The organism is Bacillus sp. FSL K6-1560 (assembly GCF_038592935.1).
Classification (GTDB): Bacteria; Bacillota; Bacilli; order Bacillales; family Bacillaceae; genus Bacillus; species Bacillus subtilis.
Window position 1 is genome coordinate 1,617,739 of sequence record NZ_CP151946.1, and the last position, 18,770, is coordinate 1,636,508.

The following is an 18,770-nucleotide window of genomic DNA, read 5'->3' on the forward strand; positions in this document are numbered from 1 at the left end:
AGCAAATAGATCGCTTAACCTCATCATGAATTGTCATTTCATTATTCGCACATTGTTAAAGGCAGTTCACATAGAAAACGCCTGAATGGACCGAATAAGAATCATACCGCTTATAGAATTCGTTGCAAGCTTTGGAAGGAGGGATCCATAATGGCTGATAAACAAACCCACGAGACAGAATTAACATTCGACCAAGTAAAAGAGCAATTAACAGAGTCTGGTAAAAAACGTGGCGTTTTGACATATGAAGAAATTGCTGAGCGTATGTCCAGCTTTGAAATTGAATCAGACCAAATGGATGAGTATTATGAATTTTTAGGTGAACAAGGTGTTGAATTAATTAGTGAGAATGAAGAAACAGAAGATCCTAATATTCAGCAGCTTGCCAAAGCCGAAGAAGAATTTGACCTTAATGACCTAAGTGTACCGCCTGGCGTTAAAATCAATGACCCAGTTCGTATGTATTTAAAGGAAATCGGTCGGGTTAACCTTCTTTCTGCAAAAGAAGAAATCGCCTACGCTCAAAAGATTGAAGAAGGTGACGAAGAATCTAAACGCAGATTGGCTGAAGCGAACCTGCGGCTTGTTGTCAGTATCGCAAAACGGTATGTCGGACGCGGTATGCTGTTCCTTGATCTGATTCAGGAAGGAAACATGGGCCTGATGAAAGCCGTTGAAAAATTTGATTATCGCAAAGGTTATAAATTCAGTACGTATGCTACGTGGTGGATCAGACAGGCGATTACACGCGCCATTGCCGATCAGGCGAGAACGATCCGGATTCCCGTTCATATGGTTGAAACCATTAATAAATTAATTCGTGTGCAGCGTCAATTACTGCAAGACTTAGGCAGAGAACCAACACCTGAAGAAATTGCGGAAGATATGGATTTAACGCCTGAAAAAGTACGCGAAATCTTAAAGATTGCTCAAGAGCCGGTATCTCTGGAAACACCGATCGGTGAAGAGGATGACTCGCACCTTGGTGATTTCATTGAAGACCAAGAAGCAACTTCACCTTCTGACCACGCCGCATACGAGCTATTGAAAGAGCAGCTGGAAGATGTGCTTGATACGTTAACTGATCGTGAAGAAAATGTATTGCGTCTTCGATTCGGTCTTGATGACGGGCGTACAAGAACATTAGAAGAGGTCGGCAAAGTATTTGGAGTAACGAGAGAGCGTATTCGACAAATCGAAGCCAAAGCGTTGCGGAAACTAAGACATCCTAGCAGAAGTAAACGTTTGAAAGATTTCCTCGAATAAGATGGAACGGGTCTTGAAGATCCGTTCTTCTTTTTTTAAAAAGATATATGGATAATATGCCTTTATTTTACTGAAAAATGATGTCATTTGCAAATGAACATTGTGGTGAAAAATTTCAAAATCTAATTCCATATTTTCTATTGTAAGCGTATACAATACATTATACAATAGAATAAAAAGGATATTAGAGATTTAGGCATGTTTCTATTCAATTTTGTATAAAGTGTGAATAAAAAACTTTTGTATAGCAATCCATTTACTTTTTGTAAAAATAAGTTAGAATTAGAAGTGTTTACATAGGGGGAAGGATCAAAAAGGGGGAAGGGAAATGAAATGGAACCCGCTTATTCCATTTTTGCTGATCGCTGTTTTAGGAATTGGTCTAACTTTCTTTTTATCAGTAAAAGGACTTGATGACTCTCGGGAGATTGCGAGCGGAGGAGAAAGCAAATCTGCTGAAAAGAAAGATGCGAACGCTTCACCAGAAGAAATTTACAAGGCAAACTGCATCGCATGCCACGGAGAAAATTATGAAGGTGTTTCGGGTCCGAGCTTAAAAGGTGTAGGGGATAAGAAAGATGTCGCTGAAATTAAAACAAAGATCGAAAAAGGCGGTAATGGAATGCCTTCCGGTCTTGTTCCGGCCGATAAGCTGGATGATATGGCAGAGTGGGTATCAAAAATTAAATAAAAGAACTATTTTTCTCTTTATACATTCACAGGCCGCCGAGATGTTCTCGACAGCCTTTTATTTTTGACTGCCGCGTGCAGACCCGCATCAAAAGAAATAATTTCAAAATCATTTGCTTCAGCTTGGATTCCGGGCTGATTTTTTATATGATAGTAAAGGAAAAAATGATTGAGAAAAGTTGTGATGACAAGTGAACGAATTAAAATTATCTAAACGATTGCAAACAGTAGCGGAGTACATACCGAATGGAGCGGTGATGGCCGATATCGGCTCTGATCACGCATACCTTCCTTGTTATGCGGTGCTGAATCATAAAGCCAGCGGAGCGATTGCCGGAGAAATAACAGACGGCCCGTTTTTGTCTGCAAAGCGGCAGGTTGAAAAATCAGGCTTAAACTCGCACATTTCTGTAAGGCAGGGAGACGGACTGGAAGTGATTAAAAAAGGTGAAGCTGATGCCATTACGATTGCCGGAATGGGCGGGGCTTTGATCGCTCACATTTTAGAAGCGGGCAAAGACAAATTAACGGGGAAGGAACGGCTCATTTTACAGCCGAATATTCATGCTGTTCATATCAGGGAGTGGCTTTATAAAGAAGGATATGCGCTGATAGATGAGGTAATCCTTGAAGAGGACGGAAAGTGCTATGAGGTGCTGGTAGCAGAAGAGGGAGGCAGGGATGCGGCTTATGACGGTATTTCTTTATCAGCCGGGATGCTCGTCGGCCCTTTCTTGGCAAAAGAGAAAAATGCTGTCTTTTTGAAAAAGTGGACACAAGAGCTTCAGCACACTCAAAGCATCTATGAACAGATCAGCCAAGCGGCAGATACAGAGCAAAACAAACAAAAATTAAAGGAGCTCGCCGATCGAATGGAGCTGTTAAAGGAGGTAATCGATCATGGCTAAAAGTGTAAATGGGCAGCAGATCATCCAGCTGTTTGAACAATTTTCCCCGAAAGCCTATGCGGTTGAAGGAGATAAAATCGGCCTGCAAATCGGCACTTTAAACAAACCAATTAAAAATGTGATGGTTACACTTGATGTGTTAGAGAGCGTTATCGATGAAGCGATTGAAAAAGAGGTTGACTTGATTATTGCACACCATCCTCCTATTTTCCGGCCGCTAAAGCATATTTCAACAGATCAGCCTGCCGGAAGGTTAATTGAAAAGTGTTTGAAGCATGATATTGCTGTTTATGCAGCTCATACAAATTTAGACGTTGCGGACGGCGGCGTGAATGATTTGCTTGCTGAAGCATTAGAGCTGAGTGAGACGGAAGTGCTGGCACCTACTTATACGGATCCTCTGAAAAAGCTGGCAGTTTACGTGCCGAAGGAATATGAAGAGCAGGTCAGAGCCGCGCTCGGAAATGCGGGGGCCGGCCATATCGGTGAATACAGCCATTGCGCGTTTTCATCTGAAGGAATCGGCAGCTTTAAGCCATTAGACGGAGCTAAGCCTTTTATCGGTGAAGTGGGAGAGCTTGAGCTTGTTCATGAAGTAAGGCTTGAGACTGTATTTCCTAAAAGCGTCGAAAAGGCTGTTATCAATGCAATGATAAAAAGCCATCCATATGAAGAAGTTGCTTACGATATCTATCCTGTTGAACAGACTCCCGCCGAAAAAGGACTCGGCCGTGTCGGAACCCTTAAAAATGAGATGACGCTCAAGGAATTCGCTTTATTTGTGAAAGACAAGCTTGACGTCAATGGTGTCAGAATGGTGGGGGATGCTGACAGCATGGTGAAAAAGGTAGCTGTTCTTGGGGGAGATGGAAACAAGTATATTCATCATGCAAAACGAAAGGGAGCCGATGTTTACGTCACAGGAGATTTATACTTCCATGTGGCCCATGATGCGATGATGCTTGGCCTAAATGTGGTTGATCCGGGACACTATGCGGAAAAAATCATGAAAGAAGGCGTCACGAGAAAGCTGACATCAATGTGTAATGATAAAAAGTTTGACGTGAATATCTTTGTTTCTGAAACAGATACAAATCCATTTACATTTCTATAAAAAAACTGAGGCTTTTACAGCCTCAGTTTTTTGCTTTTACTTTTGGAAGTATTTTTTTGAGCGGTATATTATGTTCAGTTGTCCAAGTTGATGGATCTTCGTGATCAAACTGCTCTAAAAAGCGAATGACTTCTTTTGTGATCGGCGTCGGTGTGGAAGCTCCCGCTGTAACTGCAACGGTATTAACGCCTTTCAGCCATTCGAGCTTCAATTCGCTTAAGTCGCCGATCCGGTATGCTTTTGTCCCGGCTATTTCCTCTGACACTTGAGCAAGCCTATTTGAATTGTTGCTTTTCGGGTCTCCGACAACGATTGTTAAGTCCGCTTTTTTTGCCTGCTCTGATACAGCTTCCTGCCGCACTTGAGTAGCGAGGCAAATCTCTTGGTGATATTCGACATGAGGATATTTTTCTTTGACAAGCTCCATAATGTCGTGGACATCCCATTGAGACATTGTTGTTTGATTCGTCACGATTAACTTCTCTGCTTGGATATCAAGGTTCTTTACATCTTCTTCTGTTTCAACTAAGTGAACAATCTCCGGCGCTACGCCAACGGCTCCCTCAGGCTCTGGATGCCCTTTTTTGCCGATATAGATTACGTGATATCCTTTTTCTTTCATCTCTAAGATTAGATTATGAGTTTTCGTCACATCCGGACATGTAGCATCAATTGCGACTAACCCTTTTTCTTCTGCGATTCTTCTGACTTCGGGAGAAACACCGTGCGCAGTGAAAATGACAGTTCCTTTGTCAACCTGCTTTAAGATGTCCAGACGGTTAGAGCCGTCCAATGTAAAAATCCCTTCCTCTTCAAACGCATCAGTGACGTGTTTATTATGAACAATCATCCCGAGTATATAGATGGGTCTTGGCAAGCTTTTATCTAGTGACGCATTTTTGGCAATGACCATAGCATCAACAACACCATAGCAATAGCCGCGCGGTGAAATTTTAATTACGTCCATTTTCGGTTGTCCTCCAATACTGAAGTGAGTAAAGGCAATATAAAAAGCCGTAATCAAACGGCTCTATTCTTGCATTCTTCTGATCTCATTATAGCCAATCTCACTTCAGATATCAAAGAATGTTAAATATATAATCTCGGTTTTGAACTGCCTGATGTTCTTTTCGGAGCAGGAGAGGCAGCTTCCTTTTTCATCGGGGCAGATGTTTTTGATTCTTGTTCTTTATTGTCAGTTGTTTTAGATTTTTTTGGGAGAGAAGAACTTTTTGGTTTTGATTTTTTGTTCCCATCTGAGGTTTTTGTTTCAGTCTCTTTTTCTGATGATTCTTCTGAAACGGATTGTTTTTCACTTTCCTCATTGGCCTCTGTTTCAGTATCATCACTTTTACTTAATTGGCTGTACAGCTTCATCATTGCTGGCAGATTTCGGACTAATGGGCCGTACTGCTGGATCATAGGGGTGACTTGCTGCGCCATGCCGAGTACTTTTTGCACATTTCCAAGCATACTGGATAATGATGCAGGATTGGCGATATTTTGAATGCCTTGCAGGCCAGCACCTCCGCTCGCTGCGGCACCTGCTCCTGGAACTCCGGCGCTGCCAGCGCCTCCTCCGCCGGGTAGGAATCTTGACAGCATTCCTTTTAAGCCTCCGCCTGCACCTGCACCATTTCTCGCTCCGGCATTTGCCTGAGGAAGAAATTGTCCGGCTTGCTGAAAACCTTGCTGCTGTGCTCCAAATGAAGGTCCTCGCATATTAGGCGGTCTTCTGCCCATCATTCGCTGATTTGGCATGGGGCGGGGCGGTCCGGGCTGTGGGTAATTTCTCATTGGCTGCTGCGGTGAAAACATACTTGTACCTCCTTTCAGCTCTCTCTGCTATTAGAATATGCATGGGCTGCGGTATTTGCTTTACATAACTGAATAAAACAAACGCCTTGCAAACGTGGTGTTTTTAAGCAAAATCGGGTATAATGTGATGATGGACACATAATGTGCCGCTTTAAGGAGCTGGGAAAAATGAAAGAAACGAAATTTGAACTTTATGAATTGAAACCATTTATTATAGATGCAGTACATCGCCTTGGTTTTTACGAACCGACTGATATCCAGAAAAGGCTGATTCCTGCAGTGTTAAAAAAAGAAAGCGTCATCGGCCAGTCTCAGACGGGTACTGGAAAGACTCACGCTTATTTACTGCCTTTATTAAACAAAATCGATCCTGCTAAGGATGTCGTTCAGGTAGTCATTACGGCTCCGACAAGAGAGCTAGCCAACCAGATTTATCAGGAAGCGCTTAAAATCACGCAGGGTGAGGAAGGCAGTCAGATTCGCTCGAAATGTTTTATCGGAGGCACTGATAAACAAAAATCAATTGATAAATTGAAAATACAGCCGCATCTTGTTGTCGGTACACCCGGACGGATTGCTGACTTAATCAAAGAACAGGCGTTAAGTGTTCATAAAGCGGAATCTCTTGTTATTGATGAAGCGGATTTAATGCTGGACATGGGATTTCTTGCAGATGTAGATTACATCGGTTCCCGCATGCCTGAGGATCTGCAAATGCTTGTGTTCTCAGCGACCATACCGGAAAAGCTGAAACCATTCTTGAAGAAATACATGGAAAATCCGAAATACGCCCATGTGGAGCCAAAACAGGTGACTGCTGCGAAAATCGAGCATATCCTCATTCCTTCGAAACATCGTGACAAGGACAAGCTCCTTTTTGACATCATGTCGCATCTGAATCCATACCTGGGGATTGTGTTTGCCAACACGAAAAATACGGCTGACCATATTGCCCAGTATCTGACTGGCAAAGGCATGAAAATCGGCTTGCTGCACGGCGGATTAACACCACGTGAGCGGAAAAAAGTCATGAAGCAGATCAATGATTTGGAATTCACATATATCATTGCAACTGACCTTGCCGCAAGAGGTATTGATATTAAAGGTGTCAGCCATGTTATCAACTATGAGCTGCCGGATGATCTCGATTTCTATGTTCACCGTGTGGGCAGAACGGCTCGTGCCGGCTCATCAGGACAAGCGATGACCATTTATGAGCTTACTGATGAGGATGCATTAGTAAGACTTGAAAAAATGGGCATCGAATTTGATTACTTAGAGCTTGAAAAGGGCGAATGGAAAAAAGGCGATGACCGTCAGCGCCGCAAAAAGCGTAAAAAAACGCCGAATGAAGCGGATGAAATTGCTCATCGTCTCGTGAAAAAGCCGAAGAAGGTTAAGCCTGGGTATAAAAAGAAAATGAGCTATGAGATGGAGAAAATCAAGAAAAAACAGAGAAGAAACCAATCTAAGAAAAGAAAGTAGGGGAACCTGTTGCTGAGAATAGGCTCACACGTCTCTATGAGCGGAAAACATATGCTTCTGGCTGCAAGCCAGGAAGCAGTCTCTTATGGGGCGAATACGTTTATGATCTATACAGGCGCACCGCAAAATACGCGCCGAAAGAAAATTGAAGACTTAAATATAGAAGCAGGCCGGGCACATATGCAAGAAAACGGCATTGACGAGATTATCGTACACGCGCCTTATATTATTAATATTGGCAACACGACAAATCCGTCCACTTTTGAGCTGGGTGTTGATTTTCTTCGTTCAGAAATTGAACGGACAGCGGCCATCGGAGCGAAGCAAATTGTCCTTCATCCTGGCGCTCACGTAGGGGCAGGAGCTGAAGCCGGCATCAAAAAAATTATTGAAGGCTTAAATGAAGTGATTGATCCGAATCAAAATGTCCAGATTGCATTAGAAACAATGGCTGGAAAAGGATCAGAATGCGGCAGAAGCTTTGAGGAGCTTGCGCAGATTATCGAAGGCGTTACACACAATGAGCAGCTGTCAGTGTGCTTTGACACGTGCCATACACATGATGCCGGATATAACATTGTCGAAGACTTTGACGGAGTGCTAAATGAGTTCGATAAAATCATTGGCATTGACCGTATTAAAGTGCTTCATATCAATGACAGCAAAAATGTCAAAGGTGCGAGAAAAGACCGCCATGAAAATATTGGCTTTGGTGAAATAGGTTTTGACGCACTGCAATATGTTGTTCACCATGAGCAGTTAAAAGACATTCCAAAAATTCTTGAAACACCATATGTCGGTGAAGATAAAAAGAACAAAAAACCGCCATACCGTTTTGAGATTGAAATGCTGAAAGAAAAACAATTTGATGATACATTGCTCGAAAAGATTTTACAGCAATAAAAAATGGGGGATAACACCCCCATTTTTTAGCTTGTAAATTGTTTGAATAGTTCATTAACTGTTTGAGCTGTTTCTTTCGATGTAATCGTCTCTACTTGTTTCAGCAGCCGCATTCGTTCACTCTCATTAAAGATGTTTACATTTTTCCCGTATAACAGGTTCGCTACTTCAACGGCCTGCGATCTTGTTAAGCTGATTCCGTATTGTTTTGAGTACTTCAGCAAATCATCAGCAGTAGCCTGATTAAGCCGCTGTAAAATAATTCTTTGAAATAAAATCATCGGTCAATCCACCTCCAGACTTAATGTATGGGCAAATCAGTAAAATGTGTCAGTGTTTAATGGTAAAATAGATTTATAATGTATTTAAAATAGTTATTGCAGGAAAGGAGATTTTATGACCCCAACAAAACAACATAAGAAAGAAACATTTACCCATTTTATTTTCAGGGTCTTTATGATTCTGGTAGGAGCTGCATCTGCGGCTGTAAGTATTGAATTATTTTTAATCCCCAATGATTTTATTGATGGCGGGATTATCGGTGTATCACTTATTTTAGACCACCTCTTTATGTCAAACCCCTTTCTGAATTTCGCTTTTTTCGTTGTCATATTAAATATTCCTTTTATGATCTTCGGATATAAATATATCGGTAAGACCTTTCTAGTCTCTACGTTTATAGGGATTGTCGGGCTTGCCGTTATTGAATCCTCACTTCACAATGTAGAAGCCATTACAACCCAGCCTATTTTGGCTACTGTGTTCGGAGGTCTTTTACTCGGCTTTGGCGTCGGGCTTGTTATTCGAAACGGAGGTTCAATGGATGGTACAGAAATTCTCGGTATTTTGCTGACCAAAAAACTCCCGTTTTCAGTAGGTGAGTTCGTTATGTTCATCAATGTGTTCATTTTCATTTGGGCAGTTTTTGTGTTCGGTCCTGAGCAAGCGATGTACTCATTCATGACTTATTATATTGCGATGAAAACGATTGATGCCGTGATCCAAGGGCTTGATGAAACAAAAGCTGTCATTATTGTGTCTGAGCAGTATGATGAGATTTCCGACGCGATTTTGCACCGTCTCGGTCGGGGCACAACGAAGCTGAAGGGGAAAGGCGGATATACGGACGAAGAAAAAGACGTAATTTACGCGGTTGTCACAAGGCTGGAAGTGACAAAGCTCAAATCGATCGTGTTTGAAGTTGATCAAAATGCATTCATAACAATTATGAATACTCATGAAACGAGAGGCGGAAAATTCAAAAACGCAATCCACTAGGCTTTCATTTACTTTTATTCATTTTATGGGTATAATTTTATCTGCAGTAAAGAAAATGGCTTGCTGGACAGACAGCTGCCATTTTCTTTTTCATACATGTGATACGTTCTTAAGCAAAGCGAAAAGGGGGACCCTTCATGAACGTACAAGAAGCGCTGAACCTACTAAAAGAAAACGGATATAAATATACAAACAAACGGGAGGATATGCTGCAGCTTTTTGCTGATTCAGACAGATATCTTACCGCTAAAAACGTACTGTCTGCACTGAATGATGATTATCCAGGCTTAAGCTTTGATACAATCTACAGAAATCTTTCTTTATATGAAGAACTTGGGATTTTGGAAACAACTGAGCTGTCCGGTGAAAAGCTCTTCCGATTTAAGTGTTCATTCACCCATCACCACCATCATTTTATTTGTCTTGCCTGCGGCAAAACAAAGGAAATTGAATCATGTCCGATGGACAAGCTTTGTGATGATTTGGATGGCTATCAGGTCAGCGGGCATAAATTTGAGATTTATGGCACATGCCCTGATTGTACAGCGGAAAACCAAGAAAACACTACTGCGTAAAATGCGTATATATGAAAAAGGGGCCCGGTTTGGGCTCCTTTTTCAGTTATTGACGCGTATTAAGTGATGCTTGTTGTTGTTCATCCATTGAACGGCTTCTAGCCAGTTGTTTACTCTGATGATGTTTGAATCAATCGGAAGCTGATTATAAGGGGAATTGAACAAAATCACCGGTATCCCGGCTTCTTTCGCAATCATCATGGCGTTCCCGTGATGATCCTCAAAAAACAGGTCGATGTTATGATTCTTGACCGCTTCAACTTTGTGATGACCGCCAACGAGTTCGATGTGGTCATAATGAATGTTTTGTCTGTCAAACCATTCATAGGTAATATCAGTTAAATGAGTCCGTCTCGCTGTAATATAAATAAGCTTGTGCTCCTCTTTGAGAAGATCAAGTGACTGTTTCGCATGCTGTGCAAGCAATGCTTCCTTATATATGATCGCTTCATTTTGATTCATCCAATCCCAAAATTCTTCCTGGGTAATGTTTAACAGCTTTGTTAAATCATAATCCGTCATATCGTTTAATGAAATGGAAAGATTAAACGAACGGTTCAAATAAGGGACGAATGTATCCTGAGCCGTGATTGTGCCGTCAATATCTATTCCTAAGCGTAACATGCCCACACTCCTTCAGTTTCATCCCTTCAAGTGTAACATAAACAATTGACATTAACAGAAAAGTTTAGCAAACATGAATCAGGCAAAATGGATCAAACTATAAAAGCTCCTTTAATAAAACAGAAGGGGGAATTGAAGGTGGCAAACGATTACGAAAAGCGTGATAACAACAGTTACTATGTTGATCATGGATCTGAAGGAACAAATATTACCCGCGACAATGACGGTTTTTTTGAGGAAACAGCTGCTGAAATCGCAGAGCCTTATCGTGCTGCTGACCGCAGCAATGACCAAGACAATGATCGCAGCGGCGGCAATGTCAATGAAGGACGGGGAATAGGGTACATCGCTTTAGCCTTGTCCATCATTTCATTGTTTGTACTGCCTGTTTTATTGGGAGCTGCCGGTATTATTGTCGGCTATATCGCAAGAAGAAGAGGTGCTCAAGGCCTTGGAGCCTGGGCAATGGGTATCGGTGTCGTTTCATTAGTGCTTGGAATATTTATTATTCCATTTTTCTAACACAAAAAAGCTTGACGGGTTCCCGTCAAGCTTTTTGTGTTTCTTCTTTTAATTTTGCTTTTTCAGCTTCAAGTTTTGCGTAGTGTTCCTCAGCAAGAATGTCAATTTCTTTTTTAAGTTCTTCTACCATCGTTTCCTCTGGAACCTTACGGACAATTTTCCCTTTCCGGAACAGCAGTCCTTCACCGCGTGCGCCGGCGATTCCGATATCAGCTTCTCTCGCTTCACCAGGTCCGTTTACAGCGCAGCCGAGAACAGCAACTTTAATCGGCGCTTTTATCTTAGAAATATACTCTTCCACTTCATTGGCAATGCTGATTAGATCAATCTCAATACGGCCGCAAGTCGGACATGAGATGAGCGTGGCAGCATTGGAGGCTAAGCCGAAAGATTTCAGAAGCTCCCTTGCTACTTTTACCTCTTCTACAGGGTCTGCGCTTAGTGAAATGCGCATGGTGTTCCCGATGCCTTTGCTTAAAATGGCGCCGAGTCCTGCTGCGCTCTTTACTGTGCCGGCAAACAGCGTTCCTGACTCGGTGATCCCGAGGTGAAGCGGGTAGTCAAACGCTTTCGCCGCTTTTTCATAAGCCTCGATTGCAAGGTTCACGTCAGAGGCCTTCATGCTGACAATAATATCGTGAAAATCAAGATCCTCAAGAATTTTAATGTGATGAAGTGCGCTTTCTACCATTCCATCGGCAGTCGGATAACCGTATTTTTCTAAAATACGTTTTTCCAATGAACCGGCGTTTACTCCGATTCTGATCGGAATGCCTTTGTCTTTGGCCGCTTTAACAACCGCTTCAACTTTTTCGCGCCGGCCGATGTTGCCGGGGTTGATTCGGATTTTATCTGCGCCGCCTTCAATGGCTTTCAACGCAAGTTTATAATCGAAATGTATGTCAACAACGAGAGGAATGGAAATGCGCTTTTTAATATCCGCAATGGCGTTTGCTGCCCGTTCATCCGGACATGCTACCCGAACGATTTGGCATCCGGCTTCAGCCAAACGGTTAATTTCCGCAACCGTTGCTTCTACATCATGTGTTTTTGTTGTTGTCATGCTTTGGATGACAACTTCATTGTTGCCGCCTATTGTTAAAGGTCCCACTTTGACGGGACGCGTTTTTGTACGATGTGTGATTTCACTCACTTGCAATCGCTCCTTAATTGTAGTTGCCGCTTCTAGATATAACAATTCTAGTATGGTTTATGTGAATTTATTTTACAAATTACATTGTAACAGTGTCTTCGCCGAACTGACAAGAAATTAACGTTAAATTAAGGGTAGACCGGGAATTTATACGCTGTTCCCGCTTGAATGTCATTGGCTTTCACATTTGGATTCAGTGCTTCAAAATCCTTTACAATGTCATCCGGAGAACCTGCTGATCCGACTATCGACATAACCGTATCACCCGGCTTTACCTTCACCGTTTTATAAGCCGGTTCTTGTGCAGCCGTTTTTGCTGATGCTTCATAGACAGGGAGGTCCTGAATGGGTATTGTTCCAATTTTAAGGTCATAAAAAAGAATAAAAAGTATAAAAACAATGCTGCATACTAAGGTGAGACGCTTCATCGCTTTTCCTCCCGCATACGAAATTTTATATCATAGTATGCTTGTCCATTTCGATTCATGACAAAAGAAAAGAGACTGCGAATGCAGCCTCGGTTTATACAGCAGCTTTTTTGGACGGAATCTCTTTTAAAACGAGAAACAGGATGACAAAATTGACAAACCAGTTCAGTAAAAATTCACTTGGTACGGTTGCTTCTAGTGCCCGCATGATTGTAAAGAATACAGTTGAAAGGGTGATGGAATAAGCAGAAAGCTTCCAGAGCTGATGATAGGATAAATGTTTTTTCTGCGAATTCTTAATGATTAACCCGATAAGCGCTAAAAACGATACTTCAATAAATTTTCCCGCTGCTGTTACGAGAAAAATAAGAGCTGAGAGAACAGTTACAATCATCGCTTTATTTTGGTTTAACCCTGCAATGACATCTTTTTTCTGTAACTCTGACGGCATCATTGAGTAAGACATTTCTTGGGCCTGTCCGTCAATGGCCAAAACAAATTTGTTCTGAAGGATGCCGATCGCGTTTTGCTTTGCTTCAATTTGTTCAGTGCCATAGGAGTCTGTCGGATCGAACACGATAACGAAACCATTTGCTTGAGATTCCGTGGCTTTTTTCTCATCCGTTTGAAGTTTGCCGTTTGAAATTGTGAAATCAGGGAAATCTTTGTTTAAAACAGTTTTAAAGCCGTTCATTGATTTTACGGTCCCTGTACTTACATAATAAGCGGTAGGGATTGCAAACAGGACAGAGAGCAAAAATACATAAAGAATCGCTTTTCCGATTCCTTGAAATCTTGTTTTTGCAATATCACGGGGAGAGTATGTACTTTTAATGAAAAGCTGAAACACATTCACTATCTTCACTTCCTAGCTAAACTAATATATGTTGCTTATTGTATCGTTGCATGCGTGTGAATACAAGGAAGACATGAAGAAGCAGAGTAAAATGGGAGGATGGAAGCTATGGATATGTTGTATTGGCTGTTGATTGCAGCGGTTTTTATCATTGCCTTTATCGGGCTGGTGTATCCTGTTATTCCGAGCGTAGTATTTATTGTTGCCGGATTTGTATTGTACGGATTTTTATTTTCATTCAGTCCGTATTCTTATATGTTCTGGCTTGTTGAGGCAGTTTTTGCCGCAGTATTATTCGCAGCAGATTACGTGTCGAATCTGCTTGGAGTAAAAAGGTTCGGAGGAAGCAAAGCTGCCATATGGGGAAGCACGATCGGTTTATTAATCGGGCCTTTTGTCATTCCGGTTGCAGGGATCATATTGGGGCCGTTTATCGGGGCTGTTTGCGCAGAACTTATCGTCCATCAGAAGGACTTAAAGTCAGCGTTTAAAATTGGTCTCGGCTCACTCATTGGTTTTTTAACAGGGGTTATTGCAAAGGGCATCATACAGCTTTTGATGATCGGATACTTTTTATGGACGGTCCTATAAGAAATGCTGGCGGCAGGTTTAATGGGGCAGATTATCGGTTAAAGTGAAATATGTCCGCTGAAATGAGCCAAATCGTGAGCTTTTTCATTGATTACAAAGCATTCTTTTGTTACATTGAATGAAGAAAGGCTCGCTGTGAAGCGGCATTTCAGTACATATATACTAAGGAGGAATTATCATGGCTTACGAACTTCCAGAATTACCTTATGCGTACGATGCTTTAGAACCGCATATCGACAAGGAAACTATGACTATTCACCATACGAAACACCACAACACATACGTTACAAATTTAAACAAAGCGGTTGAAGGAAACACTGCTCTTGCCAACAAATCAGTTGAAGAGCTTGTTGCAGATCTTGATTCTGTTCCTGAAAACATCCGCACTGCAGTCCGCAACAACGGCGGCGGACACGCAAACCACAAATTATTCTGGACACTTTTATCTCCAAACGGCGGAGGCGAACCGACTGGCGCGCTTGCTGAAGAGATCAACAGTGTATTTGGAAGCTTTGACAAATTCAAAGAGCAATTCGCAGCAGCAGCAGCTGGACGCTTCGGTTCTGGCTGGGCATGGCTTGTTGTGAACAACGGTAAACTTGAAATCACAAGCACGCCAAACCAAGATTCTCCGCTTTCAGAAGGCAAAACGCCTATCTTAGGTCTTGACGTTTGGGAGCATGCTTACTACCTTAACTATCAAAACCGCCGTCCTGATTACATTTCAGCTTTCTGGAATGTTGTAAACTGGGACGAAGTGGCTCGTCTATACAGCGAAGCAAAATAATGGCACAAACAAGGTCCTCATTATGGGACCTTGTTTTTTTATGTCTTCTTTTTACATATCTCGGTTTGAGTGAGACAGACTAAGGGATAGTAAAGGGGAGTCAGTAATGAGCAAACTAAAAAAAGTGATAGGCGATGTAGACGTAAACAAAGGGTTACTCTTTCTGCTGACCATTGGCGGGCTTTACTCGCTGGGAATTGCACTGTCCAATACATTTGTTAATGTGTATCTTTGGAAGCAGTCAGGGAAATTTATTGATTTGGCGATATATAATTTATCCATTGTGACAATGCAGCCGATAACCTTTTATTTGGCTGGACGGTTAGCCAAAAAAATAGACAGGGTATTCATTTTAAGGTTCGGCGTCATTTTTTTAGCTGCCTTTTATTTAAGTGTGCTTTTAGCCGGAGAAACGGCGGCCAGCCGCCTCGTGCTAATCGGCGCGGTGCTCGGAGTTGGCTATGGCTTTTATTGGCTAGCGTTTAACGTACTGACCTTTGAAATAACAGAGCCGGATACACGAGACTTTTTCAACGGGTTTATGGGCATTCTGTCTTCCTCTGCAGGAATGATCGGCCCGATTGTAGCCGGATTCGTGATCTCAAGGCTTGAAAATAATACGGGTTATACAGTGATTTTCAGTCTCTCCCTCAGTTTATTTGCCCTGGCTGTCGTGATGAGCTTTTTCTTAAAACGGAGAGAATCAAAGGGCCGTTTTATGCTGAGCAAAGTATTTGGAGAGCGCCATAGCAATATGAATTGGCGGAGAATCACGAATGCGCATTTTTTTCAGGGTTTGAGAGAAGGGATTTTTGTCTTTTTAATCAGTGTGTTTGTATTTATTGAGACAAACAGCGAACTTGCTCTCGGTACATTCGGTCTTGTCAATTCAGCTGTTTCCTTCTTTGCCTACTACTTTGCATCCAGGCTGATTAAGAAAAAGGCGAGAAAAAAATCGATTTTGCTGGGCGGACTTATTTTGTATGGGGCGCTGTTTTTGATTCTGTTTCATATGAGCTTTTCGACATTATTAACGTACGGCGTTTTTATTGCCATCGGCTATCCTCTGTTGCTTGTGCCATATGTATCACTTACATATGATGTGATAGGGCGCGCGAGGCATGCAAGAAAAGCAAGAATTGAATATATCGTGCTTAGAGAAATGTTCTTGAATGCCGGCAGAATTGTTTCCATTTTGTGCTTTCTCCTGATTGTGGCCCTTCTGAAAGAGGATGTGGGAATTCCTTTGTCACTTGCGATATTGGGTATAGGACATCCTTTGATTTATTACTTTGTCAAGGATATCCGTTTTAAGGAGAAAGAAGGGGAAAATGAAACCATGGAAGAAGACGGCCAAAAACGGGTAACAGAACCGACCCTGTTAAAAGGCGAGAGATAATTTTTTTGCCAAAAAGGGGTTATCTGTAGAAAAAAGTCGAAAAAACCTTTAAAATGAAAACTGGCACTCTTACTTGAGTGTCTTTTCTTTCTGTAAATAGAAAAGGTGATGTTATGAGGAGAAATAAACCAAAAAAGCAAAATCATAAAGAGAAAAAGAAGTCGCTTCCGATCCGGCTGAATATTTTATTTTTAGCTGCCTTTGTTATATTTACCTGGATTATTGTGGAACTGGGCATCAAGCAGATCGTGCAAGGCGATGATTACAAAAACCAAGCGAATAAGCAGGAACAAAGTGAAGTCAGCTCAGCGGTACCGCGCGGGAAAATTTATGATCGAAACTTTAATGCCATTGTGACAAATAAGGCTTTAAATGCAATCACATACACGAGATCTAAATCGACCACGCAAGAACAGCGCTTAAAGATCGCAAAAAAGCTGTCTGACATGATCAAAGTCGATACAAAAAAAGTAACAGAACGGGATAAAAAAGATTATTGGATTTTGACTAGACCGAAAGAAGCGAAAAAGCTCATTAGCTCTAAAGAAAGACAGCAGGTTGAAGACAAAAAAATATCCGATGACGATTTATACCAGCTTCAGCTAAAACGGATTACTGATAAGCAGCTGAATGAATTGACGGATAAAGATATGCAGATCCTCGCTATCAAAAGACAGATGGATTCGGGCTATGCATTGACCCCTCAATATATCAAAAACGAAGATGTATCAGCGAAGGAAATGGCAGTGGTAAGTGAACATTTAGACGAACTGCCAGGTGTTGATGTCACGTCCGATTGGGAACGTGAATATCCGTATAAAAACCTTCTTCGCTCAGTGCTCGGAAGTGTGTCCAGCTCTAATGAAGGATTGCCGTCCAACTTGCTCGACCATTATCTGTCGCTTGGCTACAGCCGTAATGACAGGGTCGGAAAAAGCTATTTGGAATACCAATATGAAAGCCTTCTGCAGGGCCAAAAAGCCAAAGTCGAAAATATCACAGATTCAAACGGCAATGTCACGGGAACAAAAACGGTATCTGAAGGCAAAGCCGGTAAGGATCTCGTGCTTACGATTGACATTGATTTGCAAAAAGAAGTGGAAAAAATCATTGAGAAGAACCTCAAATCTGCTAAAGCAAGACCAAGCACTCAATTGTTAGACCGGGCATTCGTTGTCATGATGGACCCAAGAAATGGTGAAGTGCTTTCAATGGCGGGCAAGCAGATTAAACAAGAAAATGGGAAATATAAAATTGATGATTACGCTTTAGGTACAATGACGTCATCTTACGCCATGGGTTCAGCAGTCAAAGGCGCAACAGTCTTGACAGGCCTTCAAACCGGAGCTATCAATCTGAATACTGTTTTTCAAGATGAACCTTTATATATTGGTCAGGATAAACGCGGTAAAAAGTCATGGACTAACTTAGGACCGGTCAATATTCAAAGAGCCTTAGAGCAGTCTTCTAACGTATTTATGTTTAAAACAGCGATCGCGCTCGGAAAAGGTGAATATAAACCGCACCAAGCTTTACCGATTGATACGACGGCCTTTGATACGTTCCGTAATTATTTCAGCCAATTTGGATTAGGTGTCAAAACTGGAATTGATCTTCCGAATGAAATGACAGGCTATAAAGGAACAGACAGATTGACGGGATTCTTGCTTGACTATGCAATCGGCCAATACGACACATATACACCGCTGGAACTGGCGCAATACGTATCAACGATTGCAAACGGCGGGTATCGCTTAAAACCTCAGCTTGTGAAAGAAGTCAGGGATCCTAATCCTGAAAAAGGAATCGGTGCTGTCGTACAATCCGTTCAGCCGGAAGTGCTGAATAAAATCGACATGAAGAGTGAATATATTAAAGAGGTTCAGGCCGGATTCAGACGGGTGATGACAAAAGGGACAGCTGCCAGCCAATTTGCTTCAGCGTCATATCAGCCTGCCGGTAAAACAGGAACAGCACAATCGTTCTATGATGGACCTGATAAATCAAAAACAGGAACATCGACTTATAATACGACACTTGTTGCCTATGCACCGGCTGATAATCCTGAGATTGCGATCTCTGTAGTAGTCCCTTGGGCTTATATTGATTACAGCGCTAAATATACCATTACAAACGAAATCGGCAGGGAAGTAATGGATAAATATTTTGAGCTGAAATCGAAGCAGGACAAAGAAGATACTCAGCAAAAGAATAAAGACAAAATTGAAGAAAATGCAGAAAACACAACGTCTTCTGATAACTAAAAAGAAACGCTCACATGATGTGGGCGTTTTTTTTATACAAAAAAACGCACTGATTTACAAAACCTTAACATTCGGTTCAAACCCTTTTTACATAGAACCTTTACTCTAT

Annotated in this window: 20 protein-coding genes; 13 read left to right on the forward strand and 7 right to left on the reverse strand. The window is 41.8% G+C overall.

The genetic code is table 11. The annotated features are described in order from the left end of the window. The first annotated feature begins 150 nt into the window (after window positions 1–150). The 4 genes from rpoD (at window position 151) to NYE22_RS08765 (ending at window position 3,978) form a co-directional block, all read left to right on the forward strand. Window positions 151–1,266, forward strand: a complete 1,116-nt coding sequence (rpoD, locus tag NYE22_RS08750) for an RNA polymerase sigma factor RpoD (protein ID WP_003226225.1) — start codon at window positions 151–153, stop codon at window positions 1,264–1,266. 328 nt (window positions 1,267–1,594) lie between these two features. Beyond that, window positions 1,595–1,957 carry a cytochrome c550 gene (gene cccA, locus NYE22_RS08755; protein WP_003230068.1) on the forward strand — a complete coding sequence of 121 codons (363 nt, stop codon included), beginning with the start codon at window positions 1,595–1,597 and terminating at the stop codon, window positions 1,955–1,957. Window positions 1,958–2,213: 256 nt separating this feature from the next. Continuing rightward, the gene (gene trmK / locus NYE22_RS08760) at window positions 2,214–2,864 is read left to right on the forward strand and encodes a tRNA (adenine(22)-N(1))-methyltransferase TrmK (RefSeq protein ID WP_342412772.1); all 651 of its coding nucleotides are present in this window, start codon (window positions 2,214–2,216) and stop codon (window positions 2,862–2,864) included. After that, entirely contained in the window at window positions 2,857–3,978 is a 1,122-nt protein-coding gene (locus tag NYE22_RS08765; protein ID WP_038829714.1) for a Nif3-like dinuclear metal center hexameric protein, read from the forward strand. Before trmK ends, NYE22_RS08765 begins: the two co-directional genes overlap by 8 nt. Before the next feature lie 22 nt (window positions 3,979–4,000). Here NYE22_RS08765 and NYE22_RS08770 read toward each other — a convergent pair whose 3' ends face one another. Both NYE22_RS08770 and NYE22_RS08775 read right to left on the reverse strand, forming a co-directional pair. Beyond that, window positions 4,001–4,945, reverse strand: a complete 945-nt coding sequence (locus NYE22_RS08770; RefSeq protein ID WP_014477361.1) for a 4-hydroxy-3-methylbut-2-enyl diphosphate reductase — start codon at window positions 4,943–4,945, stop codon at window positions 4,001–4,003. A gap of 122 nt (window positions 4,946–5,067) precedes the next feature. Then, window positions 5,068–5,796, reverse strand: coding sequence for a YqfQ family protein (locus NYE22_RS08775; protein ID WP_213419114.1), 729 nt, complete (start codon window positions 5,794–5,796; stop codon window positions 5,068–5,070). Window positions 5,797–5,964: 168 nt separating this feature from the next. Here NYE22_RS08775 and cshB point away from each other — a divergent pair, with 168 nt between their 5' ends. Further along, a complete protein-coding gene (cshB, locus tag NYE22_RS08780; protein ID WP_021480044.1) occupies window positions 5,965–7,281 on the forward strand; it encodes a DEAD-box ATP-dependent RNA helicase CshB in 1,317 nt (438 codons plus the stop codon). Window positions 7,282–7,290: 9 nt separating this feature from the next. Continuing rightward, a complete protein-coding gene (locus NYE22_RS08785) occupies window positions 7,291–8,184 on the forward strand; it encodes a deoxyribonuclease IV (RefSeq protein WP_009967756.1) in 894 nt (297 codons plus the stop codon). A 26-nt stretch (window positions 8,185–8,210) separates the two neighbouring features. Here the strand turns inward: NYE22_RS08785 and NYE22_RS08790 are convergent, their stop codons facing one another. Next, complete coding sequence (locus NYE22_RS08790; protein ID WP_003230076.1) at window positions 8,211–8,465, reverse strand: DUF2624 domain-containing protein; 255 nt, start codon at window positions 8,463–8,465, stop codon at window positions 8,211–8,213. A 115-nt stretch (window positions 8,466–8,580) separates the two neighbouring features. On the opposite strand from NYE22_RS08790, the gene NYE22_RS08795 reads away from it, so the two are divergent. Both NYE22_RS08795 and zur read left to right on the forward strand, forming a co-directional pair. Continuing rightward, entirely contained in the window at window positions 8,581–9,462 is an 882-nt protein-coding gene (locus tag NYE22_RS08795) for a YitT family protein (RefSeq protein ID WP_161621670.1), read from the forward strand. A 137-nt stretch (window positions 9,463–9,599) separates the two neighbouring features. Next, a complete protein-coding gene (zur, locus tag NYE22_RS08800) occupies window positions 9,600–10,037 on the forward strand; it encodes a zinc uptake transcriptional repressor Zur (RefSeq protein ID WP_004398578.1) in 438 nt (145 codons plus the stop codon). Window positions 10,038–10,079: 42 nt separating this feature from the next. On the opposite strand, the gene NYE22_RS08805 is transcribed toward zur, so the two are convergent. Beyond that, entirely contained in the window at window positions 10,080–10,661 is a 582-nt protein-coding gene (locus NYE22_RS08805) for a nucleotidase (protein WP_003246215.1), read from the reverse strand. 132 nt (window positions 10,662–10,793) lie between these two features. On the opposite strand from NYE22_RS08805, the gene NYE22_RS08810 reads away from it, so the two are divergent. Continuing rightward, window positions 10,794–11,183, forward strand: a complete 390-nt coding sequence (locus NYE22_RS08810) for a DUF308 domain-containing protein (protein ID WP_010886568.1) — start codon at window positions 10,794–10,796, stop codon at window positions 11,181–11,183. Between the two features lie 25 nt (window positions 11,184–11,208). Here NYE22_RS08810 and ispG read toward each other — a convergent pair whose 3' ends face one another. The 3 genes from ispG to NYE22_RS08825 form a co-directional block, all read right to left on the reverse strand. Next, entirely contained in the window at window positions 11,209–12,342 is a 1,134-nt protein-coding gene (gene ispG / locus NYE22_RS08815) for a flavodoxin-dependent (E)-4-hydroxy-3-methylbut-2-enyl-diphosphate synthase (RefSeq protein WP_010886567.1), read from the reverse strand. 122 nt (window positions 12,343–12,464) lie between these two features. Further along, window positions 12,465–12,764, reverse strand: coding sequence for a LysM domain-containing protein (locus NYE22_RS08820; RefSeq protein ID WP_021480041.1), 300 nt, complete (start codon window positions 12,762–12,764; stop codon window positions 12,465–12,467). Window positions 12,765–12,858: 94 nt separating this feature from the next. Then, window positions 12,859–13,620, reverse strand: coding sequence for a DUF1189 domain-containing protein (locus NYE22_RS08825; RefSeq protein WP_015384107.1), 762 nt, complete (start codon window positions 13,618–13,620; stop codon window positions 12,859–12,861). Window positions 13,621–13,728: 108 nt separating this feature from the next. Here NYE22_RS08825 and NYE22_RS08830 point away from each other — a divergent pair, with 108 nt between their 5' ends. The 4 genes from NYE22_RS08830 (at window position 13,729) to pbpA (ending at window position 18,661) form a co-directional block, all read left to right on the forward strand. Next, complete coding sequence (locus tag NYE22_RS08830; protein ID WP_004398518.1) at window positions 13,729–14,211, forward strand: DUF456 domain-containing protein; 483 nt, start codon at window positions 13,729–13,731, stop codon at window positions 14,209–14,211. 178 nt (window positions 14,212–14,389) lie between these two features. After that, complete coding sequence (sodA, locus tag NYE22_RS08835; protein ID WP_004398583.1) at window positions 14,390–14,998, forward strand: superoxide dismutase SodA; 609 nt, start codon at window positions 14,390–14,392, stop codon at window positions 14,996–14,998. A 106-nt stretch (window positions 14,999–15,104) separates the two neighbouring features. After that, complete coding sequence (locus NYE22_RS08840; protein WP_003230095.1) at window positions 15,105–16,397, forward strand: MFS transporter; 1,293 nt, start codon at window positions 15,105–15,107, stop codon at window positions 16,395–16,397. Window positions 16,398–16,510: 113 nt separating this feature from the next. Further along, window positions 16,511–18,661: a penicillin-binding protein 2A gene (pbpA, locus tag NYE22_RS08845; protein WP_014477354.1), complete on the forward strand. Its 2,151-nt coding sequence runs from the start codon at window positions 16,511–16,513 to the stop codon at window positions 18,659–18,661. The last annotated feature ends 109 nt before the right edge of the window (window positions 18,662–18,770 follow it).